The following is a 21,459-nucleotide window of genomic DNA, read 5'->3' on the forward strand; positions in this document are numbered from 1 at the left end:
TGCGGCCCCCTCCCGGCGAGGCCCGGCAAGGTGGCCTCACATCGAGCCTCAAGCCTCGCAGCCCTAGTCCACCGGGTCCAGACCTTCAGCACCATGGCCAAGGTGATCCGGGGGGACTACGGTTCGTAAATGCGATTGCCGGAATCGGAGAAGATTGATCTTGCTGCCGCAACCGCATTGGTAGGCGCCGGGATCTCGGTGGACGCTGGACTTCCCACCGCATATGCGCTCTACGATGTCCTGATCGATGCGCTGGTACGTCGCGATTGGGCCGCTGAGGAACTCAAGCAGCTGGCCCGTCTACCGCGGGACGGGGCTCGGAATGCTTACGACGTAATCCGTTTCGAAACGTTGTTGCTATGGATTTCGGACGTCTTCGATGAAGACCTGACTCTCTTCGAGTTCTTGGATCACTACACCTCCCCCGCGCCATTGCACATAACTTTCGGCGAGGCAGCGCTGTCCGGATTATGGCTCGCCACGACAAACTTTGATGACCTACTCGAGCGAGGCATCCTGGCTGCCGGTGGCAGCCCCATGACCATCGATGCGCACACGCAACAAGCCAATTCGGCAGGGACGGCAGTTCTCAAACTCCACGGAACTCGTCACGTCCACGTCGACGGGAAGATCGCTCACGCCGCGGCGCCGTTGCACGCGACCACTGAGGTCATCGCCGCGCGGAACCCCGGCCAGCTTTTGAATTCAGATGCCGCGGAAGCACTGACGGAAGCGGTCAATGACCGAACGCTCGTCGTCGCTGGATACTCGGCGAGCGACGACCTCGACATCGTGCCTACGCTCGAATCGTGCCGCCCCGCCAGGGTCGAGTGGATCGATCATGGATCTCCCCCGCTCCGCCGGCACATCCTCAATTCATCCGGCGTGCTGGCCTCTCCAGCCGGTTCGCCGAGCGGTTGGCAAGCCCTGACGGAGAAGTGGGCCGGCAACAGCGTACCGGTCAGAGTGTGGTCCGGGCCCACGACGGACGCACTAGCAGCTTTGGGACTGCCCGCCGCAAACGTTGCTGCTCGTCCAACTGCCGAGATCTGGCGCCGGCAAGTGCAGGCATGGGCGCGCCGGGTGCGGTCTCAAGATCCCAGTGGCCTTGGTCTGGCCGCATTGCTCTTCGCAGAAATCCAGCGCTACGACATGGCCGAGCGAGCTATGAGAGAGAGCCGTGGACGGGCAACGCCGACGTCTGGATGGTCAACGGCACGCAGACGATATGAACTTGCCCAGGGAGCCCTTCTGAGAGATGCATCAGATCCTGCGCTCGCAGCCCGGCTCGCGCGGGATGCCCGCCGTGAGGCACGGCGAATCGGTGATGATCAGATGGAGGTGTTCTCCGTCCTTCTTCTCGGGCGCGCTGCCTTCCTCCAGCAGGACTGGCAGGTCGCGATCGCAGCCTTCGATGAGGCTGAAGCAATGGCATCGTCTCGCGAACACAAAGCCTACGCACAGAGTTGGTCCGGGCGGACGCACGCCTGGGCCGGTCACTATCGAGAGGCTCGCAAGCCGCTTGTTCGCGCGGCACGAACGTTTCGGAGCGCTGGAAATCTGGAGGGGCTCCTTGACTGTCTCCATGGCCTCGCAATGGCCGATCTGGGTCTCGGCGATCTCAGCAAAGCCAAGGCCGGCTTCGAGGAGGCAGACCGCATCGGAGCACTCCTCGGCTTCGCGGACCGACGCTCGACAACGCAACAGATGCTGGCGGAGATCGCCTTTTTGACCGGCGACTTCGACACCGCACAAGAACACCTCGACCTGGCTTTCGCGCTGTCAGAGGATGGCAGCGACGACGAAATCGCGGACGCCTGGATTCTTCGTGCTGAGATTTTCATCGAACTGCGGGACTACGAAGCCGCGCTGACCCACGCCGTGGGAGCGTTCGACTCGTTGAGTGTGATCTCGGACAGCAGAGCAGCCGAAGCGCAGGCGCTCGCTGCCTGGTGCCTCCTCCACCTCGACCGCCCCTCCGACGCACGGGCCAAGGTCCTCGACGCTTTGGCCCAGCCGGATTCCCGCAGTTCGTGGTGGGGACGCACACTCGGCTTGATCGTAGATCGATTTCTGGAGCAAGCGAGCACCGACGTCCTCAAAAGCACTCTAGTAGCCAGCCCCCCGGGAGGTCCGGTGCTCCTACGATGCGGCGTGATGCTGGCTCGCTCCGGAGCAGCTGACCAGGCCTCAAGGAAAGTCATCACCGCTGCCCGAAAACTGGCCAACCGCTGGAACGGAACCTACTGGCTGCAGGAGATCGACCAGTCCCGACCGGACAAAACTGAAGTCCTCAATCCAGCCAGCCATTGCATCCAGCTCGAATAGACCTCGAGCTGCCCCAGGTCCTCCGTACGGTCGCATCTGCAGGGATTTTGCGACCTACCACCAACCGGAGACCACGTGATCAAGAAACTAGTCGGCGCCCTCGCAGCCGCAACCGCACTGCTGCTCTTCACCGCCACCCTCACTCCCCCAGCCACAGCCGCCGACCTCACCACCGAACAGACCGCCGCCGCAGCAGCACTCCCCTGGCCGTACACCAGCCCCAACCCGGAGGTCTGGGAATCAGCCACCAGCCAGCAGCAAGCCACCGACTGGGTCAACCGCTGCCCCTCCGGCCGCTTCTGCACCTGGATCAGAGACGGCTCCAGCTACTCCCTTTTCCAGTTCTACCGCTGCGGCATCTACGCCCTCAACAACTTCAACGGCATCAGCAACTTCTACAACAACCAGAACGTCCGGGTAGAACTCCAAGGCTCCCGCCACGAACCAGTCCGCTACGAATCCCCCGGCTACAAATTCATCACCAACTGGGACCCCATCTGGTACATCAACCTCTGCGCCTGAGGTCCCCGCGCCACCGCCAACCCGCGGTGGCGCACCCCAGCGCGCCGCGACGCGGCAGCGCCGAACCGGATACGTTCGCGCCATGGCGAAATACCCCAGGATCCGCGAGCAGCACATCGTCGTCTTCGGCGAGAGCGGCTCCGGCAAAACGGTCCTCGTTTCCTCCTTCTTCGGCCCCACCCAGGAGGGCTCGTACTCGAACGAGGGACCTAGTCGCAGACGACACCGGCCAAGGCAACCGCCTACCAGAACTACCCCGGCACGCGAGACCGCGCGAGGGTGCCGGCAGCGACGCGATTCGAGTCCACCACCTACTACTTCTCGGTGAAGCTCAAGGGCGGCGACAATCCCGCAGCAACGAAGCGTCCGTTCGACGCCCTGCGACTCGCCTGGCACGACTACCCCGGGGAATGGTTCGAAGAGTCGCCGAGCAGCGAGGAAGAGGCCAATCGCCGGATCGACACCTTTCGGTCCCTGCTGCGTTCCGATGTCGCGATCCTGCTGGTGGACGGCCAGAAGTTGCTGGACTACGCGGGCGAGGAGGAGCGGTACCTCAAGTCCCTCCTGACGAACTTCCGCCAAGGCGTACTGCGACTCAAGGACGACCTCCTCGGCGACGAGGACCGCCTGGTCGAGTTCCCGCGAATCTGGATCATGGCTCTGTCCAAGGCAGATCTCTTCCCGGACTGGGACATCCACTCCTTCCGCGACCTCGTCATCGAGAAGGCGGCCAGCCACATCGAAGGCCTGCGCTCGACGCTCAACGACCTGGTGGACACGCCTGACGCGCTATTCGGTCGGCGAGACTTCATGCTGCTCTCCTCAGCCAAGTTCCAACTCGCCGCGGCTAGCCCCGAGCCGGTGGAGATCGACGTAACCCGACGGGTCGGCCTAGACCTCATCCTGCCGGTGGCCTCAGTACTTCCCCTGGAGCGCCGAGTCCAGTGGAGCGAGCGGATGGAGATCCCGAGGAAGGTACTGGACACCCTCGCAGACGGCGCCGAGACCCTGGCAGCAGTCCTGGTGGGCGGCAAAGCCCTCGGCATCGACAAACTGGTCGCATTCCTGCCCAAGGTAGGCCCCCTCGCAGGCATGGCAGCGATCCCTGTCCTAACTGAGGCCGCAAAAACTGGCCGGCTCGCAACTCAGGGAGATCAACGCCCAGGCCCGCGAACACCACGACTACCTGACCGCGACGCTCACCCAGTTCAAGCTGGACCTAGACCAAGGCGTCAAGAACAAACTCTTCATCAGGAGCCTCAAATGAGCGCTCACCCCCCACCCGAATCCCTCATCTGGGCCACCCGGAGCCACACCTGGGGCTTCCGCTTCCTCCTCAACGCAGGACACCCCGACCCCCTCCCGACCTACGAACGCGCGTTCGCGAACCTCCAGGACGACCCAACGACGTACCACCGAAGTGCCGGAAAGGTCGCGCTGCGCTTCCAGGACCCTCTGGACCGAAGAGACACAGCAGGCCGCCTCATCCCCCATGAGTTCATCATCTCCGGACCATTGGCCGACGAGATCAACTCAGTCGATGACGGCCTACACAAGATCTGGCCTCTAGTCGCAGCCGCCTACGCCGGAGTCTGGAACACGAAGACCCTGCCGTCACCCACAACCCTCGACTTCACCACCAGGGCCGACCCGCCTGCGTCATGATCCGCGACGGTTACTTCATCCGTTCTCGAGCTTGAACATCCCTGCTGCCGTCCCGCCTTACCTCGGCGGTCGTTTCCTTGTGGCCGGCGACTGGACAGTGATCCTCCGGAGAGGGATCGTGCAAGGGGAGACACAGATGGCTGACGTAGCGGAGCGAATCGGTGCCGGAGCGGCTACTAGCACGCTCCCGCGCAGGAGAAGCCTGGGCAGTGCGGTTCGCAAGTGGCTGACCACCACCGACCACAAGCTGATCGGGCACCTGTACCTGATCACCTCGTTCGCGTTCTTCCTGATCGGCGGCGTGATGGCGCTGCTGATCCGGGCCGAACTCGCCCAGCCGGGTCTGCAGATCGTCAACGAAGAGGTCTACAACCAGCTCTTCACCATGCACGGCACGATCATGCTGCTGCTGTTCGCCACCCCGCTGTTCGTCGGCTTCGCGAACGAGATCATGCCGATCCAGATCGGCGCTCCCGACGTCGCGTTCCCGCGGCTCAACATGTTCAGCTACTGGCTGTTCCTCTTCGGCGGCTTGATCACCCTCTCCGGATTCCTGATGCCTGGCGGGGCCGCGGACTTCGGCTGGACCGGCTATGCACCGCTGTCCAGCGGCGCGCGTTCGCCGGGCGTCGGCGCGGACCTGTGGATCATGGGCCTGTGGATGGCCGGTCTGGGCACCATTCTGGGTGCGGTCAACTTCGTCACCACGATAATCACGCTGCGCGCTCCCGGCATGACGATGTTCCGGCTACCGATCTTCACCTGGAACATCCTGGTGACGTCGATCCTGGTACTGATCGCCTTCCCGATCCTCGCCGCCACCCTGCTGATGCTGGAGGCGGATCGAGCCCTCGGGGCTCACGTCTTCGACGCCGCGAACGGCGGGCCACTGCTGTGGCAACACCTGTTCTGGTTCTTCGGGCATCCCGAGGTCTACATCATCGCGCTGCCGTTCTTCGGCATCATCACGGAGATCCTCCCGGTCTTCAGCCGAAAACCCATCTTCGGGTACGTCGGCCTGGTGGCGGCCACCCTCTCCATCGGAGCCCTGTCGATCGCCGTCTGGGCCCACCACATGTTCGTCACCGGCGGCGTGAACCTGCCGTTCTTCTCCTTCATGACGTTCCTGATCGCCGTACCGACCGGGGTGAAGTTCTTCAACTGGATCGGCACCATGTGGGGCGGCTCGATCTCGTTCGACACCCCGATGCTGTGGTCGGTCGGCTTCCTGGTGACCTTCCTGTTCGGCGGTCTGACCGGGGTACTCCTCGCCTCGCCCGGAGTGGACTATCAACTGTCCGACTCGTATTTCGTGGTCGCGCACTTCCACTACGTCGTCTTCGGCACCGTGGTGTTCGCCATGTTCGCGGGCTTCTACTACTGGTGGCCGAAGTTCACCGGCCGGATGCTCGACGAGAAGCTCGGCAAACTGCACTTCTGGCTGCTGTTCATCGGCTTCCACACCACTTTCCTCGTCCAGCACTGGCTGGGAGTCGAGGGAATGCCGCGGCGCTACGCGACGTACAAGGCAGACGACGGCTTCACCACGCTGAACCAGGTATCGACGGTCGGCGCGGCGCTGCTGGGCGTCTCGATGCTGCCGTTCTTCTACAACATCTACAAGTCGCGCAAGGCACCGCTCGTCGGTGTCGACGACCCGTGGGGCTGGGGCCGCTCGCTGGAGTGGGCGACCAGCTCTCCACCGCCGCGACACAACTTCGAGAAGCTACCGCGGATCCGATCCGAGAGCCCTGCCTTCGACCTGCACCACCCGGAGATCGCGCTGATGGAGTATCCGGACAGCGGCGCTCCCCCGGACAACCTGCTGGACGCCGGCGAGGACCAGGGCCGGGTCGAGAACCTCGAAAGCAACACCGGCACCGACAAGGACACCTAAGGGTGGCGGCACCGAGCAACGAACCCGCGGGCAAGGGGCGTCTCGCCGCGATCCCGACGGCCTGAACGCCTGGCTAGTCTCCACCGCCACCCCCGCCGGCAACCTAAAAACGACCCAACCAAACACCCCACCCACCGACAACTGACCGCCCCTCCCAGACGCAGCTCCTCCGTCGCAGCGCGGTGTGGGAATCAGATGTTGAGGGCGGCGCTGGTTTGGTCGGGGGTTGGTCGATCCGCCGGGGCCTTGCTGAGCAGGGCTTCGATGATCGGGCGCAGAGGGCCGGCGTGTACGAACGGGGCCGGCCGGGCCTCGACGACCGCGACCAGCGTGCTGAACGGGTCGCCGGCGCCGAACGGCGACCTTCCCTCGACGCCCGCGAACAGGGTCGCTCCGAGCGAGAACAGATCGGAGGCCGGGCCGACAGCGTCACCACGGGCTCGCTCCGGTGACATGTACGCCGGGCTGCCGGCCATGGCCGCGCTCGACAGCGTCTGCTCGTCGTCGATTTCGGTGGCGATGCCGAAGTCCATCAGCACTACCCGCCCGTCGCCGCACAGTTGTACATTCGCAGGCTTGACGTCGGAGTGCACCAGCCCCGCACGGTGGATGGCCCGCAGCGCGTCGACCAGGTGTAGCGCGATCCGCCGTACCTCCGCAATCGGCAGCGGACCGTCCGCCGCGACCGCCTCAGCAAGCGTCCGACCTGACAGCAACTCCATGACGATCCACTGCTCGCCGGAGTCCTCGATGATGTCGTGCACCTTCACCGTACTGTCGTGATCCAGTCGCGCCGCCGCACGCGCCTCAGCCAACGCACTGGCGCGGACGTACTCGGCCGCTTGGCCGCTGAGCATCACCTGCTTGAGGGCGACTCGCCGCTGCATCAGTTCATCCTCGGCGAGCCAAACGCGGCCCATCCCGCCGCGGCCGAGCAACGCGACCAAGCGGTACCGGCCGGCCACCAGCAACCCTGAGCCGACGATCGTCGGCGCCAACCCCACCGCGACTGTGTTCATGATCGCCTGCCTCTACGGGTTCGGATCTGTCTTCCGTGCTCTCTACACGGATCCTGGCCCCATCCGGTTCGATGACAGTTCCGATCGTCCTCGTCGCAGGCGCCCAGCACATTGTGGATGTCCCCGGGACCACCCCTGGTCCGCACCCAACGCACCCTTAGGGCACGACCTCAGTCTTTAGTTGCCTAAGGCACCTTCAGTGATCTGAACCGGTCGGTCGCAGCGGCCGTGTAGGGCGCATAGGTCAACACCAACTGGGAGGGATCGCATCATGAGTCACGTCACCAGAGGTTTCCGCCGAGGTCTCAGCACGGCAGCTGTCGCGTCTGTCGCTATCGGCATCGGCATCGCCGTGAGTCTGGCCGGCCCGGCAGCAGCAGCGCCCGCGAGCAGGGTCGTGATCGACACCGGCCAACTGATCGTCACCGGCACGAACCACGCCGACAACATCACCTTGACCGTGCCGGCTGCCGACACGACCGTACTCGAGGTCGACTTCGCTGACGGTACGGCGAAGCGCACGGTGAAGCGGAGCGACTTCGGCCAGATCCAGGTCAACAGCCGAGGCGGCAACGACGTCGTACGGATCGACTACGGCGCCGAGGTGCAGCCGTTCACGATCATCGACACCGGCGACGGCGACGACACCGCGTTCGGTGGTAGCGGCAACGAACTGTTCCGCACCGGCGCCGGCAACGATGCAGTCGACGGCAACCGTGGCACCGACACCGCGCTGCTCGGCAACGGCAGCGATACGTTCACCTGGGATCCGGGTGACGGCAGCGACGTGATCGAGGGCAATCGCGGCCAGGACACGATGGTGTTCAACGGCGCGGCCGCCGCGGAGAAGTTCGTTGCCGCCGCCAACGGTTCGCGGCTGCGGTTCACCCGGGACCTCGGCAACATCGTGATGGACACCGACGACGTCGAGCGAGTCACGCTCAACGCACTCGGTGGCGCCGACACAGTCACCGTCGGCGACCTACGTGGGACCGATGTCCGCAAGGTCGGCATCGACCTCGGCGCACAACTCAACACGAGTGGCGGCGACTCAGCGGTCGACGCGGTAACCGTCACAGGCACCCCCGGCAAGGACCACATCCGAGTCTCCGGCTCCGCCGGCAACGTGCGAGTCTCCGGCCTGAGGACCAACGTCACCCTGTCCGACGCAGACCCAACAGACCACCTAACCCTCGCCACCCTCACCGGCAAAGACAAAGTCACCACCACCAAACTCACCCCAACCACCATCACCCTCAACATCCTCTGACCACCCACCCCGGCGTCCGCCCAACAGCGGACGCCGGCACGCATACCTGAATCCCACGGCCGCCTCACGCTGACCGCACCACTACTGCCCTCAACCTGAATCGGCCGGATTCAAGGATGAGAGGAGCGAGTGCTGCGGGAGGGCGTAGCCATGTACCGAGTAGGGATCGTGTCCACCGCCTTGGGCGAGGTCGAGATCGCCAGAGTCAACGCGGCCGGCCCACCTGTGCTGTTCTCCCGGCGGTCATTGCTCGGCCACCGTCGACTGCGGCTGGGACCTGTACGCCGGCCTCGGGCACCCGATCGTCTCCTTCTCCCGACCCGGCTACGGCCGCACGCGAGTCGGTGACCTGACCGCAGCGGAGTCCGTGCCCGCCGTCGAGGAGGTGTGCACCGCGCGCGGCCTGGCCGAGATCGCCGCAGTCGTCGGGGTGTCGTTCGGTGCCCTACGCGCGCGCCACGACGAAGTGCCACGGAACCGGGTACCTTCGCGCCATGGCGAAATACCCCAGGATCCGCGAGCAGCACATCGCCGTCTTCGGCGAGAGCGGCTCCGGCAAGACCGTCCTCGTTTCCTCGTTCTTCGGCCCAACACAGGAGGGCTCGTACTCGAACGACCTCTGGGACCTGGTCGCAGACGACACCGGCCAGGGGAACCGGCTCTACCAGAACTACCTCGGCATGAGAGACCGCGCGAGAACGCCGGCGCCGACCCGATTCGAGGCCACCACCTACTACTTCTCGGTGAAGCTCAAGGGCGGAGACAACCCCGCGGCGACGAAGCGTCCGTTCGACGCCCTACGACTCGCCTGGCACGACTATCCCGGGGAATGGTTCGAGGAGTCGCCTAGCAGCGAGGAGGAGGCCAATCGCCGGATCGACACCTTTCGGTCCCTGCTGCGCTCCGATGTCGCGATCCTGCTGGTGGACGGCCAGAAGTTGCTGGACTACGCGGGCGAGGAGGAGCGGTACCTCAAGTCCCTCCTGACGAACTTCCGCCAAGGCGTCCTGCGACTCAAGGACGAACTGCTGGGCGACGAGGACCGCCTGGTCGAGTTCCCGCGAATCTGGATCCTGGCACTCTCCAAGGCCGACCTCTTCCCGGACTGGGACATCCACTCCTTCCGGGACCTTGTCATCGAGAAGGCCGCCAACCACATCGAAGGCCTGCGCTCGACGCTCAACGACCTCGTGGACACGCCTGACGCGCTATCGGTCGGCGAGGACTTCATGCTGCTCTCCTCGGCCAAGTTCCAGCTCGCCGCAGCCAGTCCCGAGCCGGTGGAGATCGACGTGACCCAACGGGTCGGCCTCGACCTCATCCTGCCGGTGGCCTCAGTACTTCCCCTGGAGCGCCGAGTCCAGTGGAGCGAGCGGATGGAGATCCCGAGGAAGGTACTGGACACCCTGGCAGACGGCGCCGAGACCCTGGCTGCGGTCCTGGTCGGCGGCAAAGCCCTAGGCATCGACAAACTGGTCGCATTCCTGCCCAAGGTCGGCCCCCTCGCTGGCATGGCCGCGATCCCCGTCCTGACTGAGGCCGCAAAACTCGCCGGCTCACAACTCAGAGCGATCAACACCCAGGCCCGCGAACACCACGACTACCTGACCGCGACGCTCACCCAGTTCAAGCTGGACCTGGACCAAGGCGTCAAGAACAAACTCTTCATCAGGAGCCTCAAGTGAGCGCTCACCCCCCACCCGCAACCCTCATCTGGGCCACCCGAGGCCACACCTGGGGCTTCCGCTTCCTCCTCACCGGAGGACACCCCGACCCCCTCCCGGCCTACGAACGCGCGTTCGCCGACCTACAGGACGAGCCGATCACGTACCAACGCAGCGCCGAAGAAGTCGCCCTCCGCTTCCCAGACCCCTTGGACCGACGAGATACAGCGGGTCGCGTCATCCCCCACGAGTTCGTCATATCCGGCCCACTAGCCGACAAAGTCAACTCAGTCGAAGACGGCCAACAAACAATCTGGCCCCTCGTCGCAGCCGCCTATGCCAAGGTCTGGAACACCAAAACCGCACCTTCGCCCACAGACCTCGGCTTCACCACCAGCGACAATCCGCAACAGTGATCACCCACATGCTTTGTCAAGAGTCTGCATGCCGCTGAAATGCCGCCGATCCTGAACCCGGCGGTCAATAAGTTCCCGATGGCAGGAATCTCGCTACACCGCTGATCGGAGAACGACATGCTCAAGACATTCTTCGGGCGAGGCCGCTCCTCGACTCACCGGCGCGGCCGGCTCACGGCGTTCACCGCCGTCGCCGCACTGATGCTCTTCGCCACCACCCTCACCGCCTCAGCAGCCGAGGCACGGCCGGACACCACCACCCAGATCGCCGCACCGGCCGGCGTCCTCGACCCCTGGGTCAGCCCGAACCCGGAGAACTCCGCGTTCGGCAAATGGACCCAGCAACAGGCCACCGACTGGTCAACAACTGCCCCGCCGCCCGATTCTGCACGTGGATCCGCAAAGGCGAGTACTACACCATGTTCCAGTTCTACAACTGCGGCACCTACTCGTTGAGCGGCTGGCTGGGCAACACCAACTTCTACAACCACCAAAACGTCCTGGTAGAAACCCTCGGCTCCCGCCACGAACACATCGGCTACATCCCCACCAACTGGAAATTCATCACCAATTGGGACAAGGTCTGGTACATCAACCTCTGCGCCTGACCACTAGGCGGGCGCGGACTACGTCAATCCCGAGGCGGTCCACGCCGCGCCAGCGACGGCCGCAGGAGGCCGTCGGCGGGGTGGGGCACGCACCCACGACGGAACTCACGGAGCTATGACGGAGCAAGAATTTACCCAGTTCAACATTCGCGTGTGTGCTAGCCCGAACTCAGGAGTGAACCTCAGCCTCGGCGAGCAGGCCGAACGGGCGCTCTGCATCGTCAACGGGCCTCGGCCCACTCCAAGATGTTGGCAGCCCGGACGAACCGAGGAATCTCGCTAGAAGAGCGGCGAACTGGGCTCCGAGCCGGCAACCGTGCGTAAACTACGCCCAGGGGTGGGGAACTAATGAGCGGAGTTGGTCATGGATGTAACAGTCCGCGTAGCCGAGGGGGACGCCGAGGACGAGTTGCGGTCACTACGTGATTGGCTGGCAACCGACGACGAGTTTCGGGGTCGTCTCGGTCTGGCTGGGAATGGGCCGGCTCCGGGGGAAATGGGCGCTGTGGTCGACCTGCTCACGGTCGCGGTCGGAGGTGGCGGCGTCGCAACAGTACTTGCCGCGTCTATCAGTGCCTGGCTTCGGACTCGGCGCTCGGATGTGACTATCGAGATCACCGAATCTGTTAACCTGCGCTCGGTCAAAGTGACCGCGAACAGGATCAAGGATCCTGAGGGAATGATTCGTGAGGTGCTTGACGCAAAGGAGCGGTAATGCGTCTGCCTGAGCTGGAGCGCTCCAGAGCCGTGTTGATCGGTACAGCCAACTATAAAGATGTCGGGCTGCCTGACCTTCCGGGTGTCACGGCTAACCTCGCTGACCTTAAACGACGACTCGTCGACGACCGTCACGGCGCTTTCCGCGAGGTTCGGACCGTACTCAATCCGCGCTACACCGTCGAGGTGGGCCCCGTTCTCGCGGAGGAGGCGGTGCTCGCAGAGGATACTTTGTTGGTCTATTACGCCGGTCACGGCCTTGTCGACGAACAAGGCGAATTGTATCTCGGCCTGACTACCTCTACCAGCCGCCATATCCACTCGAGTGCGATGCCTTTCGAGCACGTTCGGCGCGCCTTTCTAGACAGCCCGGCAGCGAATCGGGTACTAATCCTGGACTGTTGTTTCTCGGGCCGTGCTATCGAGGCAATGGCTGATCCGGATTCTGTGATCTCCGGACAGATCGACATCAACGGGGCGTACACGCTCACCTCATCTCCAGCGAATCGGACGTCGACTGCTCCCAGTGGCGCCCGCCACACATCGTTCACAGGCGAGCTGCTCAATCTCTTGGGCAAGGGCATTCCGTCGGGCAGCGAGATGATCTCTCTTGACGATACGTATACCTACCTGGTCCGTTCTCTCTCTGCACGCGGCCTGCCTAAACCGCAGCGCCGAGGTACCGGTACGGTCGGTCAGCTTGCCCTCTCTCGCAACCCGGCTTGGTCTAGACCCGTTGCTTCGCCCGTATCTGAGCGTGAGCTCGGCTTCTCCACCACCGTCACCGGCCTGAGCGGGGACCCTGGGAATCGGCCGTCTATTGGATACCTCACGCACCTGCTGGACTCAAGAAACCCGGAGATTGCGCAGGCGGCATATACGGTGCTGACCGAGCTTGAGGCCGGCGACAACCCTGATATCGCAATGATTGCCAGGGCCGCCCTCCGCGACGCTGACGGCAGCAACGTGGGCTCCGAGATTGATGACGACATCAGTCCTGCACTTGGGTTGCAGGTCGGCGGCCAATTCGAGCTGCGAACACCATTGCGCTGGGCGCAAAATCCAAGCAGTTCGAGCGTCAACACCGTCGCAGTTCAGGCTGAACCAACCTCGTCGATATCGGGCGATCTGCAACTGAAGACAGAGGCCGAGATCGCCCCTGACCAAGGGGCGAGAGGAGCCGCTGCGTCAGGGAAGGAGGCGATGGCTCCGCCGACCGACGACCTCTCCACTCGCAGACTGGGCGAAGAAATCCGCAACCTGAACAAGCTGTTCGAGAAGGACCTGCGGAGTCAACCGAACACAACTGCCCAGCTCCTCGCGGATCAAGCCGCCGGGAACTCTGCCGGCGCGGCTGCGACAGCCCGACCTAGAACCGCCGCCGAGATCATCGCGGAACACCGCGCCGCTCGCAGACTGAGTGAAGAACTCCGCGACTTGAGTGAACAAATCCGCAACCTGAGCGAGCAGTTCGAGAAGGACCTGCGGAGTCAACCGAAGACAGCTGCCGAGCTCCTCGCGGATCACGCCGTCGGCGCGGCTGTGACAGCCCGACCTAGAACCGCCGCCGAGATCGTCGCGGAACAACGCGCCAGAGAAGCTGCCGCAGAGGCCACGACCAGAAACGAAGAAGAAAAACAACCAAAGACACGCGTGTACGAGCTCGCCAAAGAACTCGGACTCACGAGCAAGATCGTTCTCACCAGACTGAACGACATGGGCGAGTTCGTGCGATCGGCATCCTCGACGCTCGAAGAGCCCACCGTGCGCAGACTCCGGGCAGATCTCGAGAAGAACCCGCCCAGTCGGATACGTCGGCCAATTATGCGGGTCATACGTCTTCAGGGCAGCTAGCCGACGGCCCCGTCCTCGTGCGGTCGACAGCCTCTGCAGGCTCCGCATCCCGGGATCGGATCATGGCTGACCAAGCAGGAGAGGGACGCCTGCTCGGGAGTGGGAACTGCGGTGGGGCGCAGGAGGCGAAGGCCGGCGGGGTGAACGATCCGCTGGCGAACAAACGGATGATGGGCGTTCACTGAGGAGGCTGCTGCATGGCGTGCGGATGCGATGGTGACGGATTGAAGGCGTGGGGAGTACGTCGATCCGGTGGCTGATCTCGGGCACCCCACTCGCCAGCCAGCCGCACGTGCCATCCGGCGTCCACCCGTCGACGGTGGAGGGCGGGTGGGTACTCACCCGCGACGGAGGAGCGGAAAAGGACGGGTGGGTGGGAGCGACCCAGAGCTGCTCGCGACGGAGGAGCGGGCGGCGGCGGGCGCGTGGGGATGGAACGGGTTAGCGGATTCGCATTCCTGAGATGGCTCGGGAGATGACGAGACGCTGGATTTCGGAGGTGCCTTCGAAGATTGTGTAGATTTTTGAGTCTCGGTGCATGCGCTCTACGGGGTATTCGCGGGTGTAGCCGTTGCCGCCTAGGATTTGGATGGCGTCTTCGGTTGCCTTGACGGCTACTTCGCTGGCCTTCAGCTTTGCCATGGAGCCTTCGCCGTGGCGGTAGTCGGGGGTTTGGCCGCGCATCAACGCCGCTGACATGAAGCCGGCGCGCCAGACCAGGAGGCGGGCGGCGTCGATTTCCATGGCCATGTCGGCGAGCTTGAAGGCGATGCCTTGGTTGTCGATGATGGGGCGGCCGAATTGTTCGCGGCCCTTGGCGTAGTCCAACGCGAATTCGTAGGCTGCGCGGGCGATACCGATCGCCTGTGAGCCGACGATGTGGCGGGTCATTTCGAAGGTGGCCATCGAGGCGTTGCCGCGGGAGGCTGAGCCGTTGTTCTCGCGGGCCTTGGCGATGCGGGCGTCGAGTTTTTCCTTGCCGCCGAGGACGTTCGCGGCGGGGATGCGGACGTTGTCGAAGAAGACGTCGGCGGTGTGGGAGGCGCGGAGGCCGTGCTTCTTGAGCTTGGTGCCCTGCTCGAGGCCCTTGACCTCGGACTTCGGTACTACGAAAGCGGCCTGCCCCTTACTCCCCAGCGACGGGTCGACGGTCGCCACGACGACGTGGATGTCGGCGATGCCGCCGTTGGTCGCCCAGGCCTTCTGACCGTTGATGACCCACTCGTCGGTCTTCTCGTCGTACGTCGCCTTGGTACGGATCGCAGAAACGTCCGAACCGGCGCCCGGCTCAGAAGAGCAGAAGGCAGCAACCTGTACGTCATCAGGCGTCCCGTAGCAGCGCGGAAGCCACTGGCTCCACTGCTCAGGCGTGCCATTCGAGAAGACGGCCGAGCTAGCCAGGCCGGTACCGACCAGCGACATCCCGATCCCCGCGTCGCCCCAGAACAGCTCCTCCTGGACCAGCGGCATCAGCAGCCCGGACGGGTCGATGAACAGGTTGATGCTGCCGTCCATCGAGTACAGCCCGATCTTGGCGGCCTCCTGGATCACCGGCCAGGGCGTCGCCTCGCGCTCGTCCCACTCGGAGGCAGCCGGCCGGATCACGTCGGCGGCGAAGGTGTGCGCCCAGTCGCGGATCTCGATCTGCTCGGGGTTGAGGTTGAGGTTGAAGGTCTGCCACTCCGGCTTCGAGCGCTCAGCCGCGAGCTCGCCGGCCAGCGCCATCACGTCGGCCGACAGCGGCTCGGCGGGCGGCGTACTGGTTGACTCGGTCATGGTCATCGATTCCTCCGGAGCGAGCTGCAGGGTGGTCGTACGGAAGTGATGTTACCCACGAGTGTAACTATCGTTTGCACCCAGGGGTACCCGTATGACTAAGATCGGTGCATGAGCTCCGCGCTGCTCGCGATCGGACGCCGCCGGACCACGGCGGAGCGTCGTCGCGACCGTGAGCGGGACATCATCCGGGCGACCCGTGAGCTGTTCGACGAGCGCGGCACGATCGACGCGCAGATCGACGACATCGCCAAGCGCGTCGGCATCAACAAGGCCCTCATCTACCGGCACTTCGCGGGCAAGGAAGAGCTCTTCGCCCTCACCCTGGTCGACTACCTCGGCGAGCTCGACGAGCGGCTCGAAGCAGTAGACGGCCCACGCAAGGCGCCGATGAACCGGCTGCGGAGCCTGAGCGAGGTCTTCGTCGACTTCTGCCTGGAGTACCCCGCCTTCGCCGACTGCGCGATGAGCCTGCTCAGAAGGACCGGCGAGCAGCTGTTCGGCGAGATCACCGAGCCGGTGATGATCAAGCTCGGCAACGCGATGGCGGCCGCGCTCGACCGGATCTCGACCATCCTCAAGGCGGGTCAGAGGACAGGCGTTTTCGACGAGGTCGACACCGACTACCTCGCCAACCACCTCTACACCCAGACCCTCGGCGCGATGCACATGGCCCGGATGGGCCTGATCGTCTCCCGTCAAACAGGAGACATGGCCCACCCAGTGGTCCACCACGCCGACATCAGCACAGTACGAGCGACAGCCATCACCGCAACGCTCGCCACAGCAGTTGGCCGCAAGGCACTAGCCGGTACCACCACGCGCAGTACGAAAAAGGCCACCGCCCGGCGCTCACCCTCTAGTACCGCAGGAGAGAACCAGTGACCGAGACCCGCAAGGTGGCTGTCGTCGCCGGCAACCGCATCCCGTTCGCCCGGCAGGACAAGACCTACCGGCACGCGTCGAACTCCGACATGCTGACCGCCGCCCTCAACGGTCTCGTCGACCGCACCGGGCTCGGCGGCCAGGAGGTCGGCGAGGTCGTCGCGGGCGCGGTCCTCAAGCACGCCCGCGACTGGAACATGGTCCGCGAGGTGGTCCTCGGCTCGAAGCTCGCGGCCACCACCCCGGCGTACGACATCCAGCAGGCCTGCGGCACCGGACTCGAGGCCGCGATCCTGGTCGGCAACAAGATCGCCCTCGGCCAGATCGAGGCCGGTATCGCCGGCGGCGTCGACACCGCGTCCGACGCACCGATCGCGGTCAGCAACGAACTGCGCAACGTGCTCCTCGATCTCAACCGGGCCAGGTCGCTCCAGGAGCGTCTCAAGGTGCTCACCCACCTAAGGCCGAAGGACATCGTCCCGGAGATTCCGCGCAATGCGGAGCCGAGGACGGGCAAGTCGATGGGCGACCACGCCGCCCTCACCGCGCTCGAGTGGGGCATCACCCGCGAGGCGCAGGACGAGCTCGCGTACAACTCGCACATCAACCTCGCCAAGTCGTACGACCGTGGCTTCCAGGACAGCCTCATCACCCCGTACCTCGGCCTCGAGAAGGACCAGAACCTCCGCGCCGACACCACCCTGGAGAAGCTGGCCAAGCTCAAGACCGTCTACGGCAAGGGCGAAACGGCGACGATGACCGCCGGCAACTCCACTCCCCTGACCGACGGCGCCTCCACCGTCCTGCTGTCGACCGACGAGTGGGCCGCCGATCACGGCCTCCGGCCCCTCGCCTACCTGACCCACTCGCAGACCGCGGCGGTCGACTACGTGAAGGGCGCCGAAGGCCTCTTGATGGCGCCCGCGTACGCCGTACCGCGGATGCTCGCACGAGCCGGCCTCACCCTCCAGGACTTCGACTACTTCGAGATCCACGAGGCCTTCGCCTCCCAGGTGCTGTCCACCCTGAAGGCCTGGGAGGACCCGATCTTCTGCAAGGAACGCCTCGGCCTCGACGCCCCGCTGGGTGAGATCGACCGGGTAAAACTCAACGTCAACGGCAGTTCGCTGGCGGCGGGTCACCCGTTCGCCGCGACCGGCGGCCGGATCGTCGCCGCACTGGCCAAGCAGCTCGACGAGAACGGCGGCGGCCGCGGCCTGATCTCGATCTGCGCCGCCGGTGGCCAGGGCGTCGTCGCCATCCTCGAGAAGTAGGAGCAGACCGAAGATGACGGATCGCTACCAGACCTTCACCCGTACGCCGCTGGGCCGCACGCTGGTCAAAAACCTGGGACTGCCGGACCCGACCCCGTTGCCGCGATGGACCGAGGGGTCGCCCGTGATCGACGGCCAAGTCGTCTTCGGCGCGATCACCGAAACCGATGCGGGCAAGGCGATCCAGGCCCTGCTGCGTGACATCGGCGCATCCTTCAGTACTGCGGCCGAAGGCGTCGCGTCCAGCACCCTCCGCCCGAAGGCACTCGTCTTCGACGCGACGGGCGCAACGTCGACCGCGGACCTCACCTCGTTGCAGCGCTTCTTCTCCCCCGTCATCCGCCAGCTCGGTCCGGCTGGACGCGTGATCGTCGTCGGCCGTACGCCGGAGCTGTCCGCGACGCCCGAGCAGCAGATCGCGCAGCGTGCCCTCGAAGGCTTCACCAGGTCGCTCGGCAAGGAGGTCAAGCGGGGCGCGACGGTCAACCTCGTGTACGTCGCACCCGACGCCCACGACCAGCTCGACTCGACCTTGCGCTTCTTCCTCTCCCCCAAGTCGGCGTACGTCGACGGCCAGGTCGCCCGGATCGGCACCGGCCCCCACGTCGGCAACGACCCGACCGCTCCCCTGGCCGGCAAGGTCGCCCTGGTCACCGGAGCTGCCCGTGGCATCGGCGCGGCCATCGCCGAGACTCTCGCCCGGGACGGCGCGATTGTGCTCGGCGTCGACGTACCGCAGAACGCCAACGACCTGCGCAAGGTGATCAGCAAGATCGGCGGCCACGAGCTGCTGCTCGACGTCACCGCGATCGACGCACCACAACGGATCGCGGCGGCCGGTGCAGAGCTGGGCGGCCTCGACATTGTCGTCCACAACGCCGGCATCACCCGCGACAAGCGGCTCGCGAACATGCGTACCGACGCCTGGGACGCCGTCCTCGACGTCAACCTGCGGGCGCCCGAGCGGATCACCGCCCACCTGCTCGAAACCAAGGCTCTCAATGACGGTGCCTCAGTGATCGGCGTCGCGTCAATCGCCGGCATCGCGGGTAACAATGGCCAGACCAACTACGCCACTTCCAAGGCCGGCGTGATCGGCCTCGTCCAGGCACTCGCACCACGGCTCGCCGAACGGAACCTAAGGATCAACGCGGTCGCACCCGGCTTCATCGAGACCGAGATGACCGCGAAGGTACCGTTCGCGATCCGCGAGGTCGGCCGCCGGATCAACTCGCTGCAGCAGGGTGGGCAACCGATCGACGTCGCCGAGACGATCGCCTGGTTCGCCGATCCGGCCTCCGCGGGAGTCACCGGCAACGTGGTCCGCGTCTGCGGCCAGAGCATGCTCGGCGCCTGAGATGCCCACTCGCCGGTACGACGATTCGCCGGGCCTCGGATCGCTCTACGCCCGCACGGTCAAGGCGACGCTGCGCAAAGCGGAGTACGAGCCGGACCTCGACGGGCTGACCCTGGAGTTGCCGCGGGCAACAGTCGACCAGGACCACCTGACGGCGTACCGGGAGGTGACCGGGTTCTCAGCAGGACCTGCGCTGCCGGTCACGTACCCGCACGTCCTGGCGTTCCCGCTGCATCTGGATCTGATGTCGGATCCGTCGTTTCCGTACAAGCCGATGGGCATCGTCCACCTCAGCAACACGATCACCCAGCTCAAGCCGCTGCCGATGCACGCCGAGTTCGCGATCACCGTGCACAGCGGCCCCGAGCGGCCGCATCCCAAGGGCACGGTCTTCGAGATCCTCAGCTCGGTCAGCGTGGACGAAGAGGTCGTCTGGACCGACACGACCACGCTGCTGAGCCGCTCGTCCGGCACCCCGTCGTCCCACGCCGACCTTCTCCCCGAGCCCGGCTTGGCGCCGACCGCCGTGTGGGATCTCAGGGCGAACCTCGGCCGCCGGTACGCCGCCGCGTCCGGCGACCGCAATCCGATCCACCTGTTCAAGCTGTCGGCACAGGCCTTCGGGTTCCCCCGCCAGATCGCGCACGGCATGTGGGCCAAGGCTGCTTCCCTGGCCTCCGTCCAGCGATCCGGCGGGCTCCCCGACGCCTACACGGTCCGCGTCGACTTCCGCAAACCGCTCCTGCTCCCCTCTCGTGTCACCTTCGCCCACAGCCGCAAGGGCGACGCGGTCGACTTCGCCATCTACAACGACGACCAGTCGGTCACTCACCTCATCGGTCAGCTTCAACCTCGCTGACCCGTCGAAGCGGGTCGCAGGCGAGGGCGATCTCATCCAGAGACTGCCCGATCGGTGCTGCAGGCAACTTCTCACCGTCGCGCAGGCGGAGGGCGATCGCGCCGTCCGCCGCCTCGCGCGCACCGATGACAGCCTGGTACGGCGCCAGCCGATTCTCCCGGATCCGCGCACCCAGCGACCCCTCGTCGGCATGCGCGATCTCCACTCGGAGACCGCGATCCCGCGCCCGCCGCGCAACCTGCTCGGCAGCCTTCTCCTCATCGTCCGAGATCGGCAGTACTACGAGTTGCACCGGCGCAAGCCAAGCCGGGAACGCGCCGCCATGCACCTCGATCAAATGCGCCACCGCCCTCTCGATGCTGCCCACGATCGCCCGATGCACCATCACCGGCCGATGCTTGTTGCCGTCAGCACCGATGTACTCCAGCCCGAACGCCTCCGGCTGGTGGAAATCAACTTGAATGGTCGAAAGGGTCGACTCGCGCCCGGCCGAATCGAGAATCTGGATGTCGATCTTCGGCCCGTAGAACGCCGCCTCCCCCGGCTCCTCGGAGTACTCCACCCCCGCCTTCTCCAACACGTCACGCAGCAGATCAGCCGCCACCGCCCAGCTCTCGGCTGAGCCGACGTACTTGCTCGACGGATCGCCAAACCGAGCGTCAGCAGCGGGAAGCGAGAGCACATAGCCCGACGCGCTGATCCCGAGATCGCGGTGTGCCTGCTTGATCAGTTCGAGCGCTGCCAACGCCTCGTCGGCGACCTGCTCGAGCATGCAGAAGATGTGCCCGTCGTTCAGCTGCATCGCGCGGACTCTGGTCAGCCCGCCCAGTACGCCGGACAGCTCAGAGCGGTACTGCCCACCAAGCTCGGCCATCCGCAGAGGCAACTCGCGATAGCTGTGCGCCCGCGATCGGAACATCAGCGCGTGATGCGGGCACAGGCTGGGTCGCAGGACGACCTCCTCGCCGCCGATGGACATCGGCGGGTACATGTCCTCGCTGTACTTCGACCAGTGGCCGGAGATCTCGTAGAGCTCGCGCTTGCCGAGTACAGGTGAGTAGACCTGCTGATAGCCCGCTCTTCGCTCCACGTCGGCGATGTACCGCTCCAACGCCTGCCGGATCGCGGCACCGGCGGGCAGCCAGTACGGCAGGCCGGCGCCGATCAGCGGGTCCGAGTCGAACAGGCCGAGCTCGCGGCCGAGCTTGCGGTGGTCGTACTTCGCGACGTTGTTCATGGTGCTGCACTCCTCAGTGATGAGTGAGGCGAGTGTCCACATGGCGAAGGCCCGGGGCACTCGCCCCGGGGCTTCGAAAATCGACAGTCAGCTGTCAGCGCGCCGGGACGT

General features: G+C 65.1%; 18 protein-coding genes and 2 pseudogenes. 16 read left to right on the forward strand and 4 right to left on the reverse strand.

All coding sequences use genetic code 11. From position 1 onward, the window contains the following. Positions 1-129 precede the first annotated feature (129 nt). The 4 genes from OHA70_RS31975 to ctaD all read left to right on the forward strand — a co-directional run bounded on the left by OHA70_RS31975 (position 130) and on the right by ctaD (position 6,412). Positions 130-2,328: an SIR2 family protein gene (locus tag OHA70_RS31975; RefSeq protein ID WP_328323944.1), complete on the forward strand. Its 2,199-nt coding sequence runs from the start codon at positions 130-132 to the stop codon at positions 2,326-2,328. Between the two features lie 75 nt (positions 2,329-2,403). Next, positions 2,404-2,850 (forward strand): hypothetical protein, encoded by a 447-nt coding sequence (locus OHA70_RS31980; protein WP_328323946.1) that lies wholly within the window; start codon positions 2,404-2,406, stop codon positions 2,848-2,850. Between the two features lie 279 nt (positions 2,851-3,129). After that, positions 3,130-4,515 carry a hypothetical protein gene (locus OHA70_RS31985; RefSeq protein WP_328323947.1) on the forward strand — a complete coding sequence of 462 codons (1,386 nt, stop codon included), beginning with the start codon at positions 3,130-3,132 and terminating at the stop codon, positions 4,513-4,515. Positions 4,516-4,651: 136 nt separating this feature from the next. Further along, on the forward strand, positions 4,652-6,412 hold the full coding sequence (gene ctaD, locus OHA70_RS31990) for an aa3-type cytochrome oxidase subunit I (protein WP_328323949.1): 1,761 nt from the start codon (positions 4,652-4,654) through the stop codon (positions 6,410-6,412). A gap of 191 nt (positions 6,413-6,603) precedes the next feature. On the opposite strand, the gene OHA70_RS31995 is transcribed toward ctaD, so the two are convergent. Further along, on the reverse strand, positions 6,604-7,431 hold the full coding sequence (locus tag OHA70_RS31995) for a serine/threonine-protein kinase (protein ID WP_328323951.1): 828 nt from the start codon (positions 7,429-7,431) through the stop codon (positions 6,604-6,606). 271 nt (positions 7,432-7,702) lie between these two features. Here OHA70_RS31995 and OHA70_RS32000 point away from each other — a divergent pair, with 271 nt between their 5' ends. The 3 genes from OHA70_RS32000 to OHA70_RS32010 all read left to right on the forward strand — a co-directional run bounded on the left by OHA70_RS32000 (position 7,703) and on the right by OHA70_RS32010 (position 10,781). Then, complete coding sequence (locus OHA70_RS32000) at positions 7,703-8,701, forward strand: calcium-binding protein (protein WP_328323953.1); 999 nt, start codon at positions 7,703-7,705, stop codon at positions 8,699-8,701. 494 nt (positions 8,702-9,195) lie between these two features. Next, positions 9,196-10,386 carry a TRAFAC clade GTPase domain-containing protein gene (locus OHA70_RS32005; RefSeq protein WP_328323955.1) on the forward strand — a complete coding sequence of 397 codons (1,191 nt, stop codon included), beginning with the start codon at positions 9,196-9,198 and terminating at the stop codon, positions 10,384-10,386. After that, positions 10,383-10,781 (forward strand): hypothetical protein, encoded by a 399-nt coding sequence (locus tag OHA70_RS32010; protein WP_328323957.1) that lies wholly within the window; start codon positions 10,383-10,385, stop codon positions 10,779-10,781. The genes OHA70_RS32005 and OHA70_RS32010 overlap by 4 nt, the downstream gene beginning before the upstream one ends. 155 nt (positions 10,782-10,936) lie before the next feature. Here the strand turns inward: OHA70_RS32010 and OHA70_RS32015 are convergent, their stop codons facing one another. Then, positions 10,937-11,113 (reverse strand): hypothetical protein, encoded by a 177-nt coding sequence (locus tag OHA70_RS32015; protein WP_328323959.1) that lies wholly within the window; start codon positions 11,111-11,113, stop codon positions 10,937-10,939. Between OHA70_RS32015 and OHA70_RS32020 the strand changes: the two genes are divergently transcribed. The 5 genes and pseudogenes from OHA70_RS32020 (at position 11,114) to OHA70_RS32040 (ending at position 14,145) form a co-directional block, all read left to right on the forward strand. Beyond that, entirely contained in the window at positions 11,114-11,389 is a 276-nt protein-coding gene (locus OHA70_RS32020) for a hypothetical protein (protein WP_328323961.1), read from the forward strand. Positions 11,390-11,753: 364 nt separating this feature from the next. Next, positions 11,754-12,104: an effector-associated constant component EACC1 gene (locus OHA70_RS32025; protein ID WP_328323962.1), complete on the forward strand. Its 351-nt coding sequence runs from the start codon at positions 11,754-11,756 to the stop codon at positions 12,102-12,104. Continuing rightward, positions 12,104-12,745, forward strand: a pseudogene (locus OHA70_RS32030) (caspase family protein); the annotation flags it as partial. The gene OHA70_RS32025 and the pseudogene OHA70_RS32030, both read left to right, overlap by 1 nt. Positions 12,746-13,759: 1,014 nt before the next feature. Then, a pseudogene (locus OHA70_RS32035) lies at positions 13,760-13,912 on the forward strand (translation initiation factor IF-2 N-terminal domain-containing protein); the annotation flags it as partial. A gap of 110 nt (positions 13,913-14,022) precedes the next feature. Next, positions 14,023-14,145 (forward strand): hypothetical protein, encoded by a 123-nt coding sequence (locus OHA70_RS32040; protein ID WP_328323964.1) that lies wholly within the window; start codon positions 14,023-14,025, stop codon positions 14,143-14,145. Positions 14,146-14,401: 256 nt separating this feature from the next. Here the strand turns inward: OHA70_RS32040 and OHA70_RS32045 are convergent, their stop codons facing one another. After that, complete coding sequence (locus OHA70_RS32045; RefSeq protein WP_328323966.1) at positions 14,402-15,736, reverse strand: acyl-CoA dehydrogenase family protein; 1,335 nt, start codon at positions 15,734-15,736, stop codon at positions 14,402-14,404. 111 nt (positions 15,737-15,847) lie between these two features. On the opposite strand from OHA70_RS32045, the gene OHA70_RS32050 reads away from it, so the two are divergent. The 4 genes from OHA70_RS32050 to OHA70_RS32065 are packed head-to-tail and all read left to right on the forward strand — an operon-like array spanning position 15,848 to position 20,111. Next, positions 15,848-16,621: a TetR/AcrR family transcriptional regulator gene (locus tag OHA70_RS32050; RefSeq protein ID WP_328323968.1), complete on the forward strand. Its 774-nt coding sequence runs from the start codon at positions 15,848-15,850 to the stop codon at positions 16,619-16,621. After that, the gene (locus tag OHA70_RS32055) at positions 16,618-17,895 is read left to right on the forward strand and encodes an acetyl-CoA C-acetyltransferase (protein ID WP_328323970.1); all 1,278 of its coding nucleotides are present in this window, start codon (positions 16,618-16,620) and stop codon (positions 17,893-17,895) included. The genes OHA70_RS32050 and OHA70_RS32055 overlap by 4 nt, the downstream gene beginning before the upstream one ends. Before the next feature lie 13 nt (positions 17,896-17,908). Further along, the gene (locus OHA70_RS32060; protein WP_328323972.1) at positions 17,909-19,252 is read left to right on the forward strand and encodes a 3-oxoacyl-ACP reductase; all 1,344 of its coding nucleotides are present in this window, start codon (positions 17,909-17,911) and stop codon (positions 19,250-19,252) included. 1 nt (position 19,253) lies between these two features. Further along, the gene (locus OHA70_RS32065; protein WP_328323974.1) at positions 19,254-20,111 is read left to right on the forward strand and encodes a MaoC family dehydratase; all 858 of its coding nucleotides are present in this window, start codon (positions 19,254-19,256) and stop codon (positions 20,109-20,111) included. Here OHA70_RS32065 and thrS read toward each other — a convergent pair. Further along, entirely contained in the window at positions 20,086-21,348 is a 1,263-nt protein-coding gene (gene thrS, locus OHA70_RS32070) for a threonine--tRNA ligase (RefSeq protein ID WP_328323977.1), read from the reverse strand. The genes OHA70_RS32065 and thrS overlap by 26 nt on opposite strands. Between the last annotated feature and the right edge of the window lie 111 nt (positions 21,349-21,459).

Source organism: Kribbella sp. NBC_00382, assembly GCF_036067295.1.
In the GTDB taxonomy this organism is placed as follows: domain Bacteria; phylum Actinomycetota; class Actinomycetes; order Propionibacteriales; family Kribbellaceae; genus Kribbella.

Bases quoted from the DNA above. Each gene is read 5' to 3' on its own strand.
- OHA70_RS31975 (WP_328323944.1), top strand. From the start codon at position 130: ATGCGATTGCCGGAATCGGAGAAGATTGATCTTGCTGCCGCAACCGCA.
- ctaD (WP_328323949.1), top strand. From the start codon at position 4,652: ATGGCTGACGTAGCGGAGCGAATCGGTGCCGGAGCGGCTACTAGCACG.
- OHA70_RS31995 (WP_328323951.1), bottom strand. From the start codon at position 7,431: ATGAACACAGTCGCGGTGGGGTTGGCGCCGACGATCGTCGGCTCAGGG.
- OHA70_RS32000 (WP_328323953.1), top strand. From the start codon at position 7,703: ATGAGTCACGTCACCAGAGGTTTCCGCCGAGGTCTCAGCACGGCAGCT.
- OHA70_RS32005 (WP_328323955.1), top strand. From the start codon at position 9,196: ATGGCGAAATACCCCAGGATCCGCGAGCAGCACATCGCCGTCTTCGGC.
- OHA70_RS32020 (WP_328323961.1), top strand. From the start codon at position 11,114: ATGGACCCAGCAACAGGCCACCGACTGGTCAACAACTGCCCCGCCGCC.
- OHA70_RS32025 (WP_328323962.1), top strand. From the start codon at position 11,754: ATGGATGTAACAGTCCGCGTAGCCGAGGGGGACGCCGAGGACGAGTTG.
- OHA70_RS32040 (WP_328323964.1), top strand. From the start codon at position 14,023: ATGGCTGACCAAGCAGGAGAGGGACGCCTGCTCGGGAGTGGGAACTGC.
- OHA70_RS32045 (WP_328323966.1), bottom strand. From the start codon at position 15,736: ATGACCGAGTCAACCAGTACGCCGCCCGCCGAGCCGCTGTCGGCCGAC.
- OHA70_RS32050 (WP_328323968.1), top strand. From the start codon at position 15,848: ATGAGCTCCGCGCTGCTCGCGATCGGACGCCGCCGGACCACGGCGGAG.
- OHA70_RS32060 (WP_328323972.1), top strand. From the start codon at position 17,909: ATGACGGATCGCTACCAGACCTTCACCCGTACGCCGCTGGGCCGCACG.
- OHA70_RS32065 (WP_328323974.1), top strand. From the start codon at position 19,254: ATGCCCACTCGCCGGTACGACGATTCGCCGGGCCTCGGATCGCTCTAC.
- thrS (WP_328323977.1), bottom strand. From the start codon at position 21,348: ATGAACAACGTCGCGAAGTACGACCACCGCAAGCTCGGCCGCGAGCTC.